Here is an 18,352-nt window from a genome sequence, read left to right on the forward strand (position 1 = left end):
GGCGAGCGCCTCAGAGCACCGAGAGATAGTCGGGCAGCGCGACGGCCGGGTCGAGATCGTCGGCCGGTACCGGCGTTCCGTAGCCGCGCGCCAGAGGCACCACGCCGGCCCAGTGCGGCAGTCCGACATCCTCGGCGTCGTCGTTGGGCCCGCCGGTACGGACCTTGGCGGAGACCTCGTCCAGATCGAGGCGGATCACGGCGGTCGCGGCCAGTTCACGGTCGTTGGCCGGGCGTGAGTCGTACGAGCGGCCGGGCACCACATGGTCGACGATCGCGTCGAGGGCGGTGCGCCGCTCCTCGGCGTCGGTCACCTGGCGGGCGATGCCATGGACCACCACGGAGCGGTAGTTGATCGAGTGGTGGAAGGCGGAGCGGGCCAGGACCAGACCGTCGACATGGGTCACCGTCAGACAGACCGCCAGCCCGGGAGCCTCTGTACCGTCGGCGCCGTCGGCGCCGGGAGCCTCCGTACCGTCGGCGGCTGCTCCGGCCTGTTCGCTCGCTGATCGCGGCCCGCCCGCCATGCGCAGTGGGCGTGAGCCGGCCGAGCCATGGACGTACAGCCGCTCGCCCACCCGGCCGTAGAGCGTCGGAAGAACCACCGGCGCTCCATCGCGCACAAAACCGAGATGGCAGATATACGCCTCGTCCAGGATGGCGTGTACCAGCTCACGGTCGTACGCCGCCCGCTCCCTGGCGCGGGTGGGGACGGTCCGTGCGGTGGGCCGGTAGGCGGCGGTGGCGCTCGGTGGCGCGGTCTCCGGCATTGCGTCCTCCATTGCACTAGTGCATAGTGTTCTTTGTGCTAGGAGAGTATCGGATTACAGGTCGGGGCGCGGCGGAGATTTCCGCGAGCGTGGAGCGCGCGGTCGGTGCGGGTGAGCTGGCGCCTGGCCAACTGCTGCCTCCGATGCGGGAGTTGGCGACACGGCTCGGCGTCAACCCGAACACCGTCGCGGCGGCCTACCGCACTCTGCGCGAGCGCGGAGTGATCGAGACGGCCGGGCGCAGAGGCAGCCGGGTGCGACCGCGCCCGGCCAGTACGGCCCGTGGCTCGATCCGCGTCGACGCGCCTCCCGGCGTACGGGATGTGTCGGAGGGCAATCCCGATCCGGCTCTGCTGCCCGCGCTGGACGACGCTCTCGCCGCCGCCGCGCGCCACAACGCGCGAGAGCCCGGGATGTACGGACAGCCGCCCGTGGACGCGGAGTTGGCGCGCCTGGCACGTGCGGAGCTCGACGCCGACGGAGTGCCCGCCGGGCCCGTCGCCGTCACCTCCGGTTCGCTGGACGCGATCGAACGGGTGCTGGCCGCCCGGCTCCGGCCCGGTGACGCGGTCGCCGTCGAGGATCCGGGCTGGGGCAGTCTGCTGGATCTCGTACCCGCGCTCGGACTGCGGCCCGTACCGGTGGGACTCGACGACGACGGGCCGCTCCCCGCCGAGCTGGACCGGGCGCTGCGGGCCGGGGTGCGCGCGGTCGTCATCACCGGCCGTGCGCAGAATCCCACGGGCGCCGTGGTGGGCGCGGCCCGCGCGGAGGAGTTGCGCGCCCTGCTCGCCGCCCGTCCCGAGGTGCTGCTCATCGAGGACGACCACGGCCATCGCATCGTGGATGTGCCGTTGCATCCGCTCGCCGGAGCCACGGAGAGCTGGGTGCTCGTACGGTCCACCGCGAAGGCGTACGGACCCGATCTGCGGCTCGCGGTGCTGACCGGCGACGCGGAGACCGTGGACCGGGTGCTGGGCCGTCAGCAGCTCGGTCCCGGCTGGGTGAGCCGGCTCCTCCAGCGGGCCGTCGTCCAGCTCTGGACCTCGGGAGCCGTGGACGCGCGGACGGTGGCCAGGTCGTACGGGCTGCGCCGTGACGCGCTGGTCACGGCGCTGGCGGAGCGTGGCGTCGAGGCGCACGGCCGCAGCGGGATGAATGTCTGGGTGCCGGTGGCCGACGAGACCGGCGCGGTGGCGCGGCTGCTGCACGCGGGCTGGGCGGTCGCGCCCGGAGCGCGCTTCCGGATGGCCGCGCCGCCGGGCGTACGGCTGACCGTGTCGTCCCTGACGGACGAGGACATCGGTCCGGTCGCCGACGCGGTGGCGGCAGCGGCGGGACCCGCGCCCGCGCGCAGCTACGGCTGACCGGCCGCGGACTTCGGTCGGTCGACTGCGGGCGTCGACTGACCGCCTGCGGATGTCGGCTGACCGGCCGCGGGCTTCGGCCGACTGCCTGCGGGCTTCGACCGGCCGTCTGCGGACTTCGGCCGGCCATCCGCCGGCTTTCTGGCCCGGCTCTGGGTGAGTGCGGCGCCGGCGAGGATGATCAGGGCGCCGACCGGTGTGTTCCAGGTCAGCTCCTCATCGAGGAGTGTGACACCGGCCGCGGTGGCGATGACCGGGATGAAGTACGTGACCATCGTGCCGGTCGTCGGGCCGACCTCGGCGACCACTCCGTACTGGAGCAGGATCGCCAGCCCGGTGCCCAGCGCGCCGAGCACGAACACGGAGAGCAGCGGGAGCGCCGGGAACGAGGTCGGCAGTGTGGTGAACAGCGGTGTGATCAGAGCAAGTTGCAGTGTGGCGACCAGGAGCTGCGCGCCGGTCAGGGCGAGATGGGAACTGCTGCTGCCCGCCAGCGTGCGGCGTACGTAGATCCAGCCGACCGGATAGCTCAGCGAGGCGAGCAGGGCCATCGCCGTACCCGTGAAGTCCAGGCCGGAGAAGCCCTGCCAGGCGCCGAGCACGGTCAGCACACCGAGGAAACCTATGCCGAGTCCGGCGACCCGGCGGCGGGTGGGCCGGTCCTCGGAGAGGGCGACCAGGGATAGCGCCATGCCCCACAGCGGCGAGGTGGCGTTGCAGATGCCCGCGAGTGTCGAGGGAATCGTCAGCTCGGCGTAGGCGAACAGCGAGAACGGCAGGGCGTTGAGGAGGAAGGCCGCGACGGTGAGATGGGCCCAGGTGCGCCGGCCCCGGGGCAGCCGTTCGCGCTTGACGGCCATCGCGACGGCCAGCACCGCCGTACCGAAGAGCAGCCGGCCGAAGGTGACCTGGAACGGCGCGAAGCCATGGGTGCCGACCTTGATCAGCAGAAAGCTGAAGCCCCAGATGACCGCGAGCGCCGCGAACCGGACACGCCAGTCGAAGGCGAGACGGCTACGGGAAGGTGCCGGGCCCGGTGCGGTGGCCGGGGCGGAGGGAGGTCCTGGGCGAGGCGGAGTCGCGGTGCTCATACGGCCACGATGTCGTGAACCATCTCGTAGGACAAGTGAGATTATCTCGGCTGTTCTGCTTAGTATTGCTTACATGTTGAATCTGGAGCGGCTACGGACCCTGGATGCTCTCGCCCACCATGGCTCGGTGAGCGCCGCGGCCGAGGGACTGCATGTCACGACCTCGGCCGTCTCCCAGCAACTCGCCAAACTGGAGCGCGAGGTGGGCCAGCGGCTCCTGGCCAGAAACGGGCGCGGAGTGCGGCTCACCGACGCGGGACGGCTGCTCGCCGACCACGCGGCGCGCATCCTCTCGCAGGTCGAGGTGGCGCAGTCGGACATCGAGGCCCAGCGCGGCCGGGTGGTGGGCGAGGTACGGATTTCGGCCTTTCCGACGGCGGCCCGCGGGCTCCTTCCCGCGGCGATCCGCGCCCTGCACGAGAGCCATCCCGAACTGCGGGTCCGCTCGCGCGAGCTGGAGCCCGAGGCCGGGATCCGTGGAGTGGTCAGAGGCGATCTCGATCTCGGCGTGGTGCTGGACTGGAGCAACAAACGGCTGCCCGTGCCCGGCGGACTGGCCACGGCCCATCTCCTCGACGACGCCGCCGATGTGGCCATGCCCGTGGACCATCCGCTCGCGGGCCGCCCGGAAGTGGATCTGGAGGAGTTCGCGGACGACGACTGGGTGTCCTGGCCGGAGGGCGAGTTCTGCCACGACTGGCTGATGTTCACGCTCCGCTCGAAGGGCTTCGAGCCGCGGATCGCGCATCTCGCCGGGGAGTACCACACCCAGCTCGCCCTGATCGCGGCCGGACTCGGGGTCTGTGTCGCGCCGAGGCTGGGGCGCGGAACCGTCCCGGAGGGCGTCGCGGTCGTTCCCGTACGGCAGAAGATGCACCGCCATATCCATGCCGTGTGGCGGACCGACGCGGATCGCCGTCCCTCGATCAGGGCGGCCGTCGAGGCCTTGACCGAAGCGGCACGCGCGGTGGACGGCGGCTGACGGGACGGCGGCTGACGCGTTCAGTGATGGTGACGGCCGACGGGGCGCACTCCCTGCCGACGAAGAGTGAGGCCCGTCAGCCGCCGGTCCAGGTCGTGCCTGACGACGGCCCGCCGTCAGGCGAGCGTGATCGAGTCGCCGGTGACCGTGATCGACGCGGCGGGCAGCGGCTGCGTCGCGGGCCCGGACTTCACACTGCCGTCCGTCGCACTGAACTGGCTGCCGTGGCACGGGCAGTGGATGATCCCGTTGGAGACGTCCTTCACGGCACAGCCCTGGTGCGTGCACTTGGACGAGAAGGCCTTGAACTCGCCCGCCGCGGGCTGGGTGACGACCACGCCCTGGTCGGCGAAGACCATGCCGCCGCCCTCCGGGATGTCGGCGGTCTTCGCGAGGACATCACCTCCGCCGGCGCCGTCCGCGCTGTCGCCGCCCGCCGCCGGATCCCCGGCCGCAGGCGACTCCGCCGCCGAGTCCGATTCCGGCGTGCTGCCCGAATCGCCGCACGCGACGAGCGCCGGGCCCAGCCCCGCCGCTCCGGCCGCGGCGACCACGGTCCTCCGCGTCACGATCCGTGCGGACCCCTGCCATGCGGTCATATGCAGCTCCGTTTCGACGGCCGGCTCTCGGTCGGCCGGTTCACCGGAAGATACGCACGCGGATGCTGTGATGTTCAAGCACCGAGAGACCTTCTGAAAAAGTCGAGCTCACGCAGGAGCAACTCGTCCGCCACACCCTCCTTGGCGACGAGATGGCCCGTACGAGGCAGTGGCAGCACAGAGTGCGGTCGGCCTGCGGCGAGCAGGGCCGCCGAGAGACGGAGCGTATGTGCCGGGACCACATTGTCGTCAATGAGTCCATGGATGAGCAGCAGCGGACGGCTCAGTTGTTCGGCGTGCGGGCGTTTGGCGTACGGGAGCAGCGAGGAGCGCTCGTACGCGTCGGGCTGGACATCCGGATGGCCGAGATAGCGCTCTTCCCAGTACGTGTCGTACAGCCGCCGGTCGGTCGGCGGCGCGCCCGCGACGGCGGCGTGGAACACATCGGGACGGTGCAGCACGGCGCCCGCCGCCAGGTAGCCGCTGAACGACCAGCCACGGATACCGACGTGCGCCAGATCCAGGGCGTCGTACCGCTCGGCCGCCGCGTGCAGGGCGTCGATCTGGTCCGTCAGGACGGGCATCAGCCGGTCACCGACGATGGCGCGCTGCCACTCCACGCCGCGCCCGGGCGTGCCGCGCCCGTCCGTGGCCAGCACCGCGAAGCCCTGCTCGGCGAACCACTGGCACACGGCCGTGTACCAGGCACGCGCCTGCGTCACCACCTGTAGACCGGGTCCGGCGTACGGACTGAGCAGCACCGGCAGCCTGCGGCCCGAGCCCGGCTCGTACCAGGACGGCAGATGGAGCCGGGAGCGCAACTCCCTCTCGCCCAGAACCAGATGGACCGGCCGTGGTGTGACCAGCGGCTCTTCGGCGAGGACCGCGATCCGGCCGACGGGCCTGCCGTCGCGCAGTACGGTCACCCGCCGGCCGTCCGGAGTTGCGCTGTCGAGGACGAGTGTGTCGCCTCCGGCGGCGGCCGAGTGCACACCGGGCTCGTCGGTGACTCGCGTGAAGCCGCGCTCCGGTCCGTACGACCAGACATGGACCTCGGTCGGCTCCTCGCTCGCGGTGAAGTAGACCTGTTCGCCGACCGCGCCCAGCACCTCGCGGACCTGGAGTCCGGCCGGTGCGGGTACCTCGCCAATCCGGATCGAGCGGGCGTCGCCCTGTATATACGGGAGCACCGGCACGCCGGACGCGGTGTGCAGCGGCGCTCCTTCCGGGAACTCCACCCAGTGTGTGTCGGTGTGACGGGACAGCGGCTCGACGGCTCCGGTCGCCGGATCCGCGCGCAGAATCCACACCGTGCGCTGGTCCCGCGTCTGGACGCTGATCACGGGACCGACGCCTTCCCACTCCGCGCTCACCACATACTCGAAGGCGAGGTCCTGCCAGAGACCTTTCGGAGCGTCCTCCTCGGGCGCGCGCTCAGGGAGCAGGACGGGTGTGTGCCCGCCGTCCACCGTGACCACACGCAGCGAGGTCTCCGCGTTGGCCGTGCCGGCCGCCGGATAGCGGACCGAACGCGGCGGTTGAGCTGGATCGGACGGATCACTGATGTACCAGCGCGCCACCATCGAGGTGTCGACGCGGGCCACCAGCAGGGCATCGCTCGCGGGCGACCACCAGTAGCCGCGCGATCTGCCGATGGACTCCGCCGCGACATGGTCGGGCAGACCGTAGGTCACCTCGGGAGCCTCGGGAGCCTTGGGCTCGGCGAGCGGCCGGTCCTCGCCGCCGTCGGTCCGTACGACACGGAGGGCGCCACCGGTCACATAGGCGATCAGGGATCCGTCCGGCGACGGGCGCGGATCGGTCACCGGACCTGCGGTGTGGATACGCCAGGGCGTGCCACCGTCCGTCCGCACCACCCAGAGCGCGCCTCCCAGCGCGAACGCCACCACGCGCGCCTCCCGGTCGGTCGCGTATGCCACCACTCCGGCCGAGGTCACCCGGGCCCGCTCACGCCGTGTCCGTTCCTCGTCGGACAGCCGCTCGGGCCCGGGCCCGGCGAGCGTCGCCGGGTCGGCGAGGATCCGCTCCTCGCCGTTCTCGTACAGCCACAGCGGTGTACGCGGATCGGCGCCGGAGACGGACCGTACGAACAGCACGCGCTCGCCGTCGGCGGAGACGGTGAACTGGCCTGGGACACCGAGCGAGAAGCGGCGGGTACGGGCGAACTGGCGTGGGAACGCGGTGATCTCCGTGGGCTGCGTGGGCCGCGTGTTCGATGTGGGCTGCATGGCTGGCGTGGGCTCCAGGTTTCTGTAGGAGTGGGCAGGGCAGGGCGCTGTCAGTGGCCCATGGTGACCATGATCTTGCCGAACTGGGTGTTGGATTCGGACGCAGGCCCATGCTCCGAGCGGGGTTGACATTATCTTGGTGCATATACAACACTACAGATGTGAGTACTTCCTCCGTGGACGAGATCGTTGGTGACTGTCTGGCGGTGCGCGTCCGGCTGATCGGCCGGGCTCTCACGAGCCTTTACGACGGTGCTCTCAGCGGTCATGGCGTGACCATTGCCCAGGTCAACCTCTTGGCCGCTCTGGGCAAGATCGGCCTGTGCACGCCGTCAAAGCTCGGTGATGTGCTGCAACTGGAGAGGTCTACGGTCAGTCGGAATGTGAATCTGCTGTTGAACCACGGCTGGATAGAGGTCCTGTCGTCCGATGCGAAAGGAATACGGGAGATTGCGCTTACCCGCGCCGGCCAGGCCAAGATCGAGTCTGTGATGCCCGAGTGGCGGGAGGCTCAGCGGCAGGCCGCGCAGCTTCTCGGGGTGACGGGCGTGAACGCGGTCCAGGGTATTGCGAGCAGTATGGGGTATGCGCCAGGCGCCTAGACGGACAGGGTTGGCTCAAGCGCGTCTCAATGGGCATATGTTGCATATACATCTTGAAAGGGAAGAGTGTGAAAGCCTCCTTCGCGAACAAGGTGGTACTGGTCACGGGCGCTTCGCGAGGAATTGGCAGAGCTGTCGCACTCGCGTTTGCCCGAGAAGGAGCACAGCTGGTTCTTGCGGCCCGCTCGGTCGAAGCGCTTGCCCAGGTGGAGAAAGAAGTTCGCGATCTGGGTTCAGAAGTGCTGTCGGTGCCGACCGACGTGACCTCTCATGGCGCTGTGACGGCCCTGGTGGACGCCGCGATGGACCGATTCGGAAGAATCGATGTACTGGTGAACAACGCTGGGATCGGGAAGGTGGGTGGTATTGAATCGGCTGCGTTTGAAGACGATGTCCATCAAACACTGCGGGCGAGTCTTTTCGGGATGATCAACGTAACGCAACGTGTACTCCCGATACTTCGGCAACAGAGGTCGGGCACGATCGTCAACATGTCGTCCGTGATGGGGCGCAAAGCGTTTTCTCGATTCGGCTCATACGCGATCGTGATGCACGCGGTCTCTGCGTTCTCGGACAGTCTTCGCCAGGAGGTGGCCGACAGCGATATCCGGGTCTCGGTGATCCACCCGGCGCTCACCGCCACCGACCTGTTGAGGGAGGCAGAGGAAGCCGAAATGCCTCCCCCGTTCCGGCATATGACTCCGCTCTCATCAGAAGATGTCGCGCGAGCTGTGACGAAAGCCGTCCGGCGCGGGAAGCGACGTGTCGTGTTGCCGCGAACGGCAAATATGCTGCTGCTCGGCGAGGCTTTGTCACCTCGCATCGGTGACCTGATCGCCACCGCTCTCACGCAACGGCCCATCGCCAGATTGCTCGGGATGAGCAGCGGGAAGACTTATCACGAAACGATCTTGAGTAACCCAAGCCGATAAAGCAACCTTGGCGAAATCCATGGACGTGGTGAGCGACCGAAAGGTCTCAGTTCGATGATCTACGGAGAAACTGAGAGGTATGGAGATGGCCCAGGATGACAGGCTGTTCCTGATCACGGGCGCGACCGGCAAGACTGGGAGCGGTGCGATCCAACTGCTGCTGGAGCGCGGTCACCGCGTCCGGGCGATGGTGCACCGGGAGGACGAACGCTCCCACGCGCTGGCCGAGGCCGGCGCCGAGGTCGTCGTGGCCGACTTCCATGACCTGGACGGCGTGACCGCAGCCGTACAGGGCGTTGCCGGCGCCTATTTCTGCTATCCGATCCTGCCGGGCCTGGTGGAGTCGACCGTCGTCTTCGCCCAGGCGGCGACGGAGGCGGGTGTCCGGTCCGTGGTCAACATGTCGCAGATCTCCGCCCGCCGCGAGGCCGGCAGCAATGCCGCCCGGCAGCACTGGCTGTGTGAGCGCCTGCTGGACCGGACCGAGCTGGTGACCACCCATCTGCGGCCGACGTTCTTCGCCGAGTGGCTGAAGACATGGTGGGAGATGCGGGGCGGCGAAGGATTCCTCCGGCTCCCGTTCGGTGAAGGCCGGCATGCCCCGATCGCCTCGGCCGACCAGTCCCGCGTGATCGCCGCGGTGCTGGCTGCTCCCGAACCGCACGACCGCGCGGTCTACACCCTGCACGGTCCGGTCGAGCAGAACCACTACGACATCGCCAGTGCCATGGCCGGCTCGCTCGGCCACCCGGTGCACTACGAGCCGATCGGCATCGAGGAGTTCGCCTCGGCCATGCGCGGGCGCGGACTGCCCGAACACCTCGTCCAGCACCTCAGCAACGTCGCCGTCGACTACCGGAACGGCGTCTTCGCCGGCACGAACGACATCGTCAAGAAGGTCGGCGGGCGCGACCCGCTCTCGGTCGAGGAGTTCGTTGCCCACGACCGGTCGTACTTCGACACCAGCGGCCCCTACTTCGTCCCCGCCCCCTGAAGCGGCCGTCTGCCCACGCGGCCACCACAAGATCGCGGCATCGCGGACGTGTCGGACGGCGCTGCTCGCAGGTCCCGTACCGCAGCAGGGACGGGTGGCTGCCGGTGACGGTCACGATTCGTGCAGCGGCGGAGTTGATCGATAGGGTGCCAGGTCACGACCGCACTCCGTTCGATCCACGGGCCGGTCAGGGCTCTGCCGCAGTCGGTGGCACCTCCACGGCTGCCGTGCTGATCTCTGTCTGCCCGGGCCCTGGGATACGGGGGCGATCCTCACGGCGGGGCAGTCGGGCCCCGGCCGACGGGTCAGGAGGAACGAGTGGCACAGATCATCGCCGAAGTCTCACGGACGTTCAACGAGTTTCTGCTCCTGCCGAACCGGACGCGGACCGACTGCTCGGCTGCGACGGTCGACTTGCGCACGCCCCTGGTGCGGCACATCGCGGGCGAGGCGTCGGCGATCGAGCTGCAGTCCCCGTTCACGTCCGCGATCATGCAGGCCGTCAGCACACCCGATCTCGCGATCGCGCTCGCGCGAAACGGTGGTTTCAGCTTCCTGCACCACAATCAGCCGATCCAGGACCAGGCCGCGGCGGTCCGCCAGGTGAAGAACTTCAAGGCCGGATTCGTCACCAGCGATACCAACATCCGCCCCGACGACAGCCTGAGCCTCCTGGTCGATGTCATGCGCCGCACCGGTCACAGCACCGCCGCGGTCACCCACGACGGGACCGCCACCGGCCGCCTGCTCGGCCTGGTGACCTCCCGGGACTTCCATCCCCGGCGTCATGATCTGGACGGACCGGTCAGCGGCCGGATGACCGCTGTCGCCGGCCTGGCCCATGCCGGGCCCGGCATCACGCTTTCCGAAGCCAACGCGCGGCTGTGGGACGAGCGGCTGGACTGCCTCCCGGTGCTGGATGCTGAGGGTCACTTGCAGCATCTGGTGTTCCGTTCCGACTACGCGGACAACAAGCGCTTCCCGAACCAGGTCGTGGACGCCGCCAAGCGTCTGCGTGTGGGCGCGGGTATCAACACCCACGACTATCAGGATCGCGTGCCGGCCCTGCTGGAGGCAGGCGTGGACGCGTTGTGCTTCGACTCGTCCGACGGCTACAGCGACTGGCAGGCGCAGGCTCTGTCCTGGGTGAAGAAGCACTATCCGCAGATCCCGGTCGGCGGCGGCAATGTGGTCGACGGCGAGGCGTTCACCTTTCTCGCCGAGGCGGGAGCGGACTTCGTCAAGGTCGGGGTGGGCGGCGGCTCCATCTGCATCACCCGGGACCAGAAGGGCGTCGGCCGCGGCCAGGCCAGCGCTGTGCTGGACGTCGCGGCGGCCCGGGACGCCTTCCGCGAACGCACCGGCGAGTACGTGCCGGTCTGCTCCGACGGTGGGCTGGTGCACGACTACCACGTGGCCCTGGCCCTGGCGATGGGAGCCGACTTTGTCATGATGGGGCGTTACTTCGCACGCTTCGACCAGGCCGCCGGCGCGAAGCTGCCCACCCGTGACGGCTTCGTGAAGGAGTACTGGGGTGAGGGCTCGAACCGGGCCCGTAACTGGCAGCGCTACGGTCAGGGAGGCCAAGGGCTGGTCTTCGAGGAAGGCGTGGACGGTTACGTCCCCTACGCGGGCGACCTCAACGAAGGGCTCGCCCTGACCATGGCCAAGCTCAAGACCACGATGGTCTCCTGCGGCTCCACCACCCTGCCGGAGTTCCGGTCCACGGCCCGGCTGACCCTCGTCTCGGACCAGAGCTTCCAGGAAAGCCACGCCGACATCACCCTGCGGGACACCCCGGCGACGGTCTCCTGACAAGCCGCCGAGTCCCGACGAGAGGACTGCCGGTCGGAGGAGAACAGCAATGGCGGTTGCGGATTGCATGGCTCAAGAGATGGATGGCCTGGGAAGTGTTGGAAGAGGTCGCTGCGACCCGCTATGTCACGCCTTTGCGTGAGGGCGGGTCGCTTCCGGGGATCGTCGAGGCCGACGATCTCGGTACGTACGTCATGAAGTTCACCGGCGCGGGACAGGGCAGGAAGACCTTGGTCGCCGAGGTGATCTGCGGCGAACTCGGCCGCAGGCTCGGTCTGCGCGTCCCCGCGCTCGTGCGGATGCAGCTCGATCCGGTCATCGGACTCTCGGAGCCGGACCAGGAGGTGCAGGAGCTGCTGAAGGCGAGCGGTGGGCTCAACCTCGGTATGGACTATCTGCCGGGATCGCTCGGCTTCGACCCACTGGCCTATCAGGTGAGTTCCGAGGAGGCCGGGCGCGTCATCTGGTTCGACGCGGTCATCAACAATGTCGACCGCTCCTGGCGCAATCCCAACATGCTCGTCTGGCATGGTGACTTGTGGCTGATCGACCATGGCGCCACCATGATCTGGCATCACAACTGGCCCGGCGCCGAGGCCTCGGCGGCCAAGCCGTACAACGCCTCCGACCACGCGCTCGCGCCCTTCGGACCCGATCTCGCCTCCGCCGCGGCCGAGTTGGCGCCGCTGGTCACCGAGGAGCTGCTCACCGCGATCGCCGCCGACGTACCCGACGAGTGGCTGGTCGACGAGCCGGGCTTCGACTCGACCGACGCGCTGCGCCGCGCCTATGTGGAGCCGCTGCTGGCGCGCGCCGCCACCGTCCATGAACGGATCGTCCTCGACGCGCCCACCAAGAGCGGGCCCTCCCGGGCACCCGGCTGGCTGGCCGGCCGACTGGATCCCACGGCGCGCACCACGCGGCAGCCGGACAACGAGCCGGACAACGTGAAGGACAGCGGCCAGTGAGCGGCAAGTCAGTGAGTGACAAGGACGTCTACGAGTACGCGCTGCTGCGCGTGGTGCCGCGCGTGGAGCGCGGCGAGTGTTTCAACGCGGGAGTGCTCGTCTACTGCCGTGCCCAGTCCTATGTCGCGGCCAGAACCCATCTGGACGAGGCCAAGCTGACGGCCCTCGATCCGCAGGCCGATGTGGTGGGTGTACGGGCGGCCCTGCACGCGGTCGAGAGCGTCTGCCGCGGCGGTGATGTGGCGGGACAGGCCGCGGGCGACGATGCGGGCCGGCGGTTCCGCTGGCTGATCGCGCCGCGCTCGACGGTCGTACAGCCCGGTCCCGTACACACCGGGCTGACGGCGGATCCGAGGGCCGAGGCGGAGCGGCTGCTGGAACTGCTGGTCCGCTGAGCGGCCGACGCCGCCGGGCCCTGCCGCGCATACACCACGCGAGCGCCGCGGCCCGGCTGTCCGGTGTGACTTCCGTTCCTCGTCGCTCGGTCGGTCCTGTGAGCCGTTGACACCGGGTGCCATGCCTTCTAGCGTCTCGAATGCTGAAGCGACTAAGCGGTTGCTCAGTGCTTGAGAGTCGCGGATCCCTAGGGCAAGGAGAACAGAGGATGTCCACCACCGAGCAGCGCGTAGCCATCGTGACCGGGGCGGCACGTGGCATCGGCGCCGCCACCGCGCTGCGGCTGGCGGCCGAGGGCCGCGCCGTCGCCGTACTCGACCTGGACGAGGCGGCCTGCAAGGACACCGTCGAGAAGATCACCACGGCGGGTGGCACGGCGCTCGCCGTCGGCTGCGACGTCTCCGACAGCGCGCAGGTGGAGGCCGCCGTCGCGCGGGTCGCCGCCGAACTGGGCCCGCCGACGATCCTTGTCAACAACGCCGGTGTGCTCAGGGACAATCTGCTCTTCAAGATGAGCGAGTCCGACTGGGACACCGTGGTGGGCGTGCATCTCAAGGGCGCGTTCCTGATGGCCCGCGCCTGTCAGAAGTACATGGTCGACGCCGGATTCGGCCGTATCGTCAGCCTCTCCTCCAGCTCCGCGCTGGGCAACCGCGGACAGGCCAACTACGCCGCCGTCAAGGCCGGTCTCCAGGGCTTCACCAAGACTCTGGCCAAGGAGCTGGGCAAGTTCGGTGTCACCGCCAACGCCGTGGCTCCCGGCTTCATCGTCACCGAGATGACGGCCCAGACCGCCGCCCGTGTCGGGATGGGCTTCGAGGACTTCCAGGCCGCCGCCGCGAGCCAGATCCCCGTCCAGCGCGTGGGCAGGCCGGAGGATGTCGCGAACGCCATCGCCTTCTTCGCGGGCGAGGACGCGGGCTTTGTCTCGGGCCAGGTCATGTATGTGGCCGGAGGGCCGCTCAACTGAGGCCGGGAGACAGGGACATGGGGGCAAGGGCGTGGAGGCAAGGGTATGGAGCCAGGGGCATGGAGGTAGGGACATGACCGATACGACGGAGCCGGGCCGGCAGGTGGCCGACAGCGGCAAGGTCGCGCTGATCACGGGCGCGAGCCGCGGCATCGGATACGGCGTCGCCGAGGCGTTCGTCGCGCGCGGCGACCGGGTGTGCATCACCGGCCGGGGCGAGGAGGCGCTCAAGGAGGCGGTGGAGCGGCTCGGTTCGGACCGGGTGATCGGCGTCGCGGGCAAGGCGCATGACGAGGCGCACCAGGCGGTCGCGGTGGAGCGCACCATGGAGGCGTTCGGCCGCGTCGACTTCCTGGTCAACAACGCCGGTACGAATCCGGTCTTCGGCCCGATGGCCGAGCTGGATCTCAATGTGGCCCGCAAGGTGTTCGAGACGAATGTCGTCTCGGCGCTCGGCTTCGCCCAGCTCACCTGGCGCGCCTGGCAGCGCGAGAACGGCGGCGCGATCGTCAACATCGCGTCGGTCGCCGGGATCTCGGCATCGCCGTTCATCGGCGCGTACGGCATGAGCAAGGCCGCGATGGTCAATCTGACGCTCCAGCTCGCGCACGAGTTCGCACCGCTCGTCCGCGTCAACGCGATCGCGCCCGCCGTGGTCAAGACCCGGTTCGCGCAGGCGCTTTACGAGGGCAGGGAGGCCGAGGTGGCGGCGGCCTATCCGCTCGGCAGACTCGGCGTGCCCGAGGACATCGGAGGCGCCGCGGCGTTCCTCACCTCCGACCAGTCGGACTGGATCACCGGCCAGACGCTGGTGGTCGACGGCGGGATCTTCCTCAACGCGGGCGTGGGGTGAACACCGGGCGTACAAGCGCTTGATCCAGGTGAACGAGGGAGCCTACGACCTCTCCAAAAGCCCCACCGGATCACCGTACAAATCCGGCCAACGCTGCGGTATGGTCTGCCGATCCATGGCTGAACAAGGAGCGTGAAGTGTTCAACCGGACCAGTCGGCAGGCCGCTGCGGCCCTTGCGTCCATGTCCCTGCTCACGGGATGTGGCTTGTTCTCGGACGACGAAGCGGAAGCGGCACAGAAGATAACCGTCGGTACGACGAGTGAGCCGCCCACGCTCGATCCCGCGGCGTCCTGGGACAACGGCTGGGAGATGTTCCGCAATGTCTTCCAGACACTGGTCGCCTTTCCCACCGGCAGCTCGTATCCACAGCCCGACGCCGCACGGCACTGCGAGTTCGCCGACACGTCGAACCAGGTATTCCGCTGCACGCTGCGCGAGGGACTGACGTTCTCGAACGGCGACAAGCTCGACGCGGCGGCCGTCAAGCACTCCTTCGACCGGATTCTGAAGATCAATGTACAGGGCGGTCCGGCCGGTCTGCTGGAGTCCCTGGAGCGGGTCGAGACACGCGGCGACGACACCGTCGTCTTCCGGCTGAAGAAGCCGGACGCGACCTTCCCTTTCATCCTGGCCACACCCGCGATGTCCATCGTGAATCCGGCCGAGTACCCGATGGGCAAGCTGCGGCAGGACGGCAAGGTCAACGGTTCCGGACCGTACGAACTCGCCTCGTACACCGCGGGCGACCGTGCGGAGCTGACGAGGAACGAGCGGTACACGGGATTCGCCGACCGCAGGAACAACGGCGTCACGATCAAGTACTTCAAGGACTCCGGCACGCTCTTCGACGCGCTGAAGAAGCAGGACATCGACGCCATCTACCGCGGTCTCACCTCGGAGCAGGTGGTCGAACTGGAGGAGAAGAAGCCGGAGAACGAGGCTCTCCAACTGGTCGAGACGGTCGGCGCCGACATCCGCTATCTGGTGTTCAACCCCGCGGACCCGGCCGCCGGACAGCTCGCCGTACGGCAGGCGGTCGCCCAGGTCGTGGACCGCGACGCGCTGGTCGCCAAGGTCTACCAGGGCACGGCGGAGCCGCTCTACTCGATGGTCCCCAAGGGCATCGCCGGCCACGCCACCAGCTTCTTCGACCTGTACGGCGATCCCGATGTGGACAAGGCCCGGGCCGTCCTTGAGGAGCAGGGCATCGAGACTCCCGTACCGCTGACGTTCTGGTACACGACGGACCGGTACGGATCCGGCACGGCGGCGGAGTTCGGTGAGCTGAAGCTCCAGCTCGAAGCGTCGGGACTGTTCGAGATCACACTGCGCAGCAGGCCGTGGAAGCAGTTCCAGGCGGGCTATCAGAAGGGCCAGTATCCCGTCTTCGGCCGAGGCTGGTTCCCCGACTTCCCGGATCCTGACAACTTCATCGCTCCCTTTGTCGGCAAGCACAACGCGCTGAGCACGCCGTACGAGAGCCCCGAGATCACTCAGACCCTGCTGCCGCAGTCGCGCAGGATGAGCGACCGAGCGGCGGTCAACAAGCAGTTCCAGCGCGCCCAGGAGATCTTCGTGGCGGACGTACGGCTTCTGCCGCTGTGGCAGGGCAAGCTGTATGTCGCCTCCACCGACGACATCGCGGGCGGCGAGCGCGCGCTCGATCCGCAGACGGTGATGCAGATGTGGGAGCTGCACCGCAAGGCGAGCTGGTAGCGGGCAGTCGGCTGGGGCGCGGTCGGCCGGTCTTCGGGGGCAGGGGCAGGGGCCGTTGTCAGTGGCCACCGGTAGGTTCAGTGGTGCACAAGTGATCGCTTACCGGAGGTTGTTGACGTGACCGACACCGACATGCTGCCCGAGTCCTGGCGTGGTGTCCTCGGCGAAGAGCTGGACAAGCCCTATGTCAAGGAGCTGGCCGACTTCGTCGAGGAGGAGCGGGCGAAGGGGCCGGTCTATCCGCCGCGCGAGGAGGTCTTCGCCGCCCTCGACGCCACGCCGTACGACAAGGTGAAGGTCCTGATCCTGGGCCAGGATCCGTACCACGGCGCGGGCCAGGGACACGGGCTGTGCTTCTCCGTCCGGCCGGGTGTCAAGACGCCTCCCTCCCTGCGGAACATCTACAAGGAGATGAAGGAGGAGCTGGGCCACCCGATCCCGGACAACGGCTATCTGATGCCGTGGGCCCAGCAGGGCGTGCTGCTGCTCAACGCGGTGCTGACGGTCCGCGAGGGCGAGGCCAACTCCCACAAGGGCAAGGGCTGGGAGAAGGTGACGGACGCGGTGATCCGCGCGGTCGCCGAGCGGCCCGACCCGGCGGTGTTCGTCCTCTGGGGCGCCTATGCGCAGAAGAAGCTGCCGCTGATCGACCAGGAGCGCCATGTGGTGGTGAAGGGCGCGCATCCCTCGCCGCTGTCGGCGAAGAAGTTCTTCGGGTCGCGCCCGTTCACGCAGATCAACGAGGCGGTGGCCGCGCAGGGCCACGAGCCCATCGACTGGCGCATCCCCGACCTCGGCTGATCACGGCTGACCTCGGCCGACCGTGGCGTGGGCCGACAGGCTCGGGTGCGCCGCCCGAGCCTGAAGGGGATTGTCCGCCACGGGAGCTAGCGTCATGTTTGTCGGATTTATCGGACAGGCATGCGGAGGCGGTAGTGAGGGAGCGGCAGGAGGCGTCGGAGGACGCGGTCATGACCAGGATCGGGCAGGCGGCCATGCTCCTCCACGGCGGCGACCGCGAGGAGGCACGGAACCGGTTCGGTGCGCTCTGGACGGAGATCGGGGAGGCGGGAGATCCGCTCCATCGCTGCACGCTCGCGCACTACATGGCGGACACCCAGGACGATCCGGGCGATGAACTGGCCTGGGACCTCAGGGCGCTTACCGCCGCGGACGGGATGGAGGGACTGTACGGGGACGGGGGCGAGGACGGGGACGGGGGCAAGTCGGGAAGAGCGGACGGGGAACAGCCGACGCCGACCGGGAGCGGGCCGGCCGGGAGCGCGCCGGCCGTGCGGGCCTTCTATCCCGCGCTCCATCTCAATCTCGCCGTCGACTATATGAAGCTCCAGCGGCCGGACGCGGCCCGGCTCCATCTGGACCGGGCACGCGACGCGGCGGACGCGCTGGGGGAGGACGGATACGGCCATGCGGTACGGGCGGGGATCGACCGCCTGGAGCGGCGGCTCCGGGAGCGATGAGCTCCGTACCGACGGGTCCCGTACCGACGGTCAATTCCGGTAGGTCCGGGCGCAGATACGGGCCTGAGGGCTGTCCGCCGGCCAGCGGCCGTAGCTCTCGCCGAGGGCGCAGAGATCGGCGACGGTGGCCGGTGCCTCGACGGGCTCGGGGGAGCGCGGTCGCTCGGGCCGCTCGCGTCGGCGTTCCTTCCGTACCGGTGTGGGCGCCGGCCCGCTCCGGGGCCGCTCGGGGCCGGACGCCCGCTCGGGAGCGCCGGTCCGCTCGGAGTCGGAGGCGGACCGGCGGGGTTCGGGGGAGGACAGCGGGGCCGGTTCCGGGCTCCGGGCGGGGATGATCGCCTCCAGCGCCTCCTTGGCCGGAGCCTGGACGATCTGCGGTTGCGCGCCGCCCGCCCCGGGAGCCCCGCTGCTCGCTCCCGGCCGCGGTACGGATACGGGCGCCGGGCGCCCTTCCACGGACACACATCCGGAGACGGCCGTGACCGCCAGTCCCATCAGGACCATCGCTGCGCTTCTCGTTCGGTGCACGCGCGCAACTCTGCTGGTCGGGAGGGCCGTTGGGGAGT

Annotated in this window: 18 protein-coding genes; 13 read left to right on the forward strand and 5 right to left on the reverse strand. The window is 69.1% G+C overall.

Annotation, left to right across the window (positions count from 1 at the left end; genetic code table 11):
- Window positions 1-10: 10 nt before the first annotated feature.
- Complete coding sequence (locus ACFV6H_RS34685) at window positions 11-769, reverse strand: pyridoxamine 5'-phosphate oxidase family protein (RefSeq protein WP_385550454.1); 759 nt, start codon at window positions 767-769, stop codon at window positions 11-13.
- A gap of 35 nt (window positions 770-804) precedes the next feature.
- On the opposite strand from ACFV6H_RS34685, the gene ACFV6H_RS34690 reads away from it, so the two are divergent.
- Entirely contained in the window at window positions 805-2,136 is a 1,332-nt protein-coding gene (locus ACFV6H_RS34690; protein ID WP_385550456.1) for an aminotransferase class I/II-fold pyridoxal phosphate-dependent enzyme, read from the forward strand.
- On the opposite strand, the gene ACFV6H_RS34695 is transcribed toward ACFV6H_RS34690, so the two are convergent.
- Window positions 2,127-3,227 carry a DMT family transporter gene (locus ACFV6H_RS34695; RefSeq protein WP_385550458.1) on the reverse strand — a complete coding sequence of 367 codons (1,101 nt, stop codon included), beginning with the start codon at window positions 3,225-3,227 and terminating at the stop codon, window positions 2,127-2,129. The genes ACFV6H_RS34690 and ACFV6H_RS34695 overlap by 10 nt on opposite strands.
- 73 nt (window positions 3,228-3,300) lie before the next feature.
- Between ACFV6H_RS34695 and ACFV6H_RS34700 the strand changes: the two genes are divergently transcribed.
- Window positions 3,301-4,209 carry a LysR family transcriptional regulator gene (locus tag ACFV6H_RS34700; RefSeq protein ID WP_385550460.1) on the forward strand — a complete coding sequence of 303 codons (909 nt, stop codon included), beginning with the start codon at window positions 3,301-3,303 and terminating at the stop codon, window positions 4,207-4,209.
- Between the two features lie 116 nt (window positions 4,210-4,325).
- Here ACFV6H_RS34700 and ACFV6H_RS34705 read toward each other — a convergent pair whose 3' ends face one another.
- Window positions 4,326-4,808, reverse strand: a complete 483-nt coding sequence (locus ACFV6H_RS34705; RefSeq protein ID WP_385550462.1) for a Rieske (2Fe-2S) protein — start codon at window positions 4,806-4,808, stop codon at window positions 4,326-4,328.
- 74 nt (window positions 4,809-4,882) lie between these two features.
- The gene (locus ACFV6H_RS34710) at window positions 4,883-7,057 is read right to left on the reverse strand and encodes a prolyl oligopeptidase family serine peptidase (protein WP_385550464.1); all 2,175 of its coding nucleotides are present in this window, start codon (window positions 7,055-7,057) and stop codon (window positions 4,883-4,885) included.
- 176 nt (window positions 7,058-7,233) lie between these two features.
- Between ACFV6H_RS34710 and ACFV6H_RS34715 the strand changes: the two genes are divergently transcribed.
- From ACFV6H_RS34715 to ACFV6H_RS34765, 11 genes are all read left to right on the forward strand, one after another.
- The gene (locus tag ACFV6H_RS34715; protein ID WP_385550466.1) at window positions 7,234-7,659 is read left to right on the forward strand and encodes a MarR family winged helix-turn-helix transcriptional regulator; all 426 of its coding nucleotides are present in this window, start codon (window positions 7,234-7,236) and stop codon (window positions 7,657-7,659) included.
- Between the two features lie 68 nt (window positions 7,660-7,727).
- Entirely contained in the window at window positions 7,728-8,591 is an 864-nt protein-coding gene (locus ACFV6H_RS34720; protein ID WP_385550468.1) for an SDR family NAD(P)-dependent oxidoreductase, read from the forward strand.
- A 79-nt stretch (window positions 8,592-8,670) separates the two neighbouring features.
- On the forward strand, window positions 8,671-9,585 hold the full coding sequence (locus ACFV6H_RS34725; protein WP_385550470.1) for an NmrA family NAD(P)-binding protein: 915 nt from the start codon (window positions 8,671-8,673) through the stop codon (window positions 9,583-9,585).
- Window positions 9,586-9,903: 318 nt separating this feature from the next.
- Window positions 9,904-11,400 carry an IMP dehydrogenase gene (locus tag ACFV6H_RS34730; RefSeq protein WP_385550472.1) on the forward strand — a complete coding sequence of 499 codons (1,497 nt, stop codon included), beginning with the start codon at window positions 9,904-9,906 and terminating at the stop codon, window positions 11,398-11,400.
- 95 nt (window positions 11,401-11,495) lie between these two features.
- Entirely contained in the window at window positions 11,496-12,368 is an 873-nt protein-coding gene (locus ACFV6H_RS34735; RefSeq protein ID WP_385550604.1) for a HipA family kinase, read from the forward strand.
- A gap of 11 nt (window positions 12,369-12,379) precedes the next feature.
- On the forward strand, window positions 12,380-12,763 hold the full coding sequence (locus tag ACFV6H_RS34740; RefSeq protein WP_384986615.1) for a DUF3037 domain-containing protein: 384 nt from the start codon (window positions 12,380-12,382) through the stop codon (window positions 12,761-12,763).
- Between the two features lie 209 nt (window positions 12,764-12,972).
- Window positions 12,973-13,734: a 3-oxoacyl-ACP reductase FabG gene (fabG, locus tag ACFV6H_RS34745; RefSeq protein ID WP_385550474.1), complete on the forward strand. Its 762-nt coding sequence runs from the start codon at window positions 12,973-12,975 to the stop codon at window positions 13,732-13,734.
- A gap of 73 nt (window positions 13,735-13,807) precedes the next feature.
- A complete protein-coding gene (locus ACFV6H_RS34750) occupies window positions 13,808-14,587 on the forward strand; it encodes an SDR family oxidoreductase (RefSeq protein WP_385550476.1) in 780 nt (259 codons plus the stop codon).
- A gap of 137 nt (window positions 14,588-14,724) precedes the next feature.
- Window positions 14,725-16,305: an ABC transporter substrate-binding protein gene (locus ACFV6H_RS34755; protein ID WP_385550478.1), complete on the forward strand. Its 1,581-nt coding sequence runs from the start codon at window positions 14,725-14,727 to the stop codon at window positions 16,303-16,305.
- A 117-nt stretch (window positions 16,306-16,422) separates the two neighbouring features.
- Window positions 16,423-17,106, forward strand: coding sequence for a uracil-DNA glycosylase (locus tag ACFV6H_RS34760; RefSeq protein ID WP_384778629.1), 684 nt, complete (start codon window positions 16,423-16,425; stop codon window positions 17,104-17,106).
- A gap of 170 nt (window positions 17,107-17,276) precedes the next feature.
- Window positions 17,277-17,786: a hypothetical protein gene (locus ACFV6H_RS34765; RefSeq protein WP_385550480.1), complete on the forward strand. Its 510-nt coding sequence runs from the start codon at window positions 17,277-17,279 to the stop codon at window positions 17,784-17,786.
- A 30-nt stretch (window positions 17,787-17,816) separates the two neighbouring features.
- Here ACFV6H_RS34765 and ACFV6H_RS34770 read toward each other — a convergent pair whose 3' ends face one another.
- Window positions 17,817-18,314: a hypothetical protein gene (locus ACFV6H_RS34770; RefSeq protein WP_385550482.1), complete on the reverse strand. Its 498-nt coding sequence runs from the start codon at window positions 18,312-18,314 to the stop codon at window positions 17,817-17,819.
- Window positions 18,315-18,352 lie beyond the last annotated feature (38 nt).

Source organism: Streptomyces sp. NPDC059743 (assembly GCF_042732975.1).
Classification (GTDB): domain Bacteria; phylum Actinomycetota; class Actinomycetes; order Streptomycetales; family Streptomycetaceae; genus Streptomyces.

Coding starts and splice junctions, on each gene's coding strand:
- ACFV6H_RS34725 (WP_385550470.1), top strand. CDS start 8,671: ATGGAGATGGCCCAGGATGACAGGCTGTTCCTGATCACGGGCGCGACC.
- ACFV6H_RS34685 (WP_385550454.1), bottom strand. CDS start 769: ATGCCGGAGACCGCGCCACCGAGCGCCACCGCCGCCTACCGGCCCACC.
- ACFV6H_RS34695 (WP_385550458.1), bottom strand. CDS start 3,227: ATGAGCACCGCGACTCCGCCTCGCCCAGGACCTCCCTCCGCCCCGGCC.
- ACFV6H_RS34705 (WP_385550462.1), bottom strand. CDS start 4,808: ATGACCGCATGGCAGGGGTCCGCACGGATCGTGACGCGGAGGACCGTG.
- fabG (WP_385550474.1), top strand. CDS start 12,973: ATGTCCACCACCGAGCAGCGCGTAGCCATCGTGACCGGGGCGGCACGT.
- ACFV6H_RS34765 (WP_385550480.1), top strand. CDS start 17,277: ATGACCAGGATCGGGCAGGCGGCCATGCTCCTCCACGGCGGCGACCGC.
- ACFV6H_RS34700 (WP_385550460.1), top strand. CDS start 3,301: ATGTTGAATCTGGAGCGGCTACGGACCCTGGATGCTCTCGCCCACCAT.
- ACFV6H_RS34750 (WP_385550476.1), top strand. CDS start 13,808: ATGACCGATACGACGGAGCCGGGCCGGCAGGTGGCCGACAGCGGCAAG.
- ACFV6H_RS34710 (WP_385550464.1), bottom strand. CDS start 7,057: ATGCAGCCCACATCGAACACGCGGCCCACGCAGCCCACGGAGATCACC.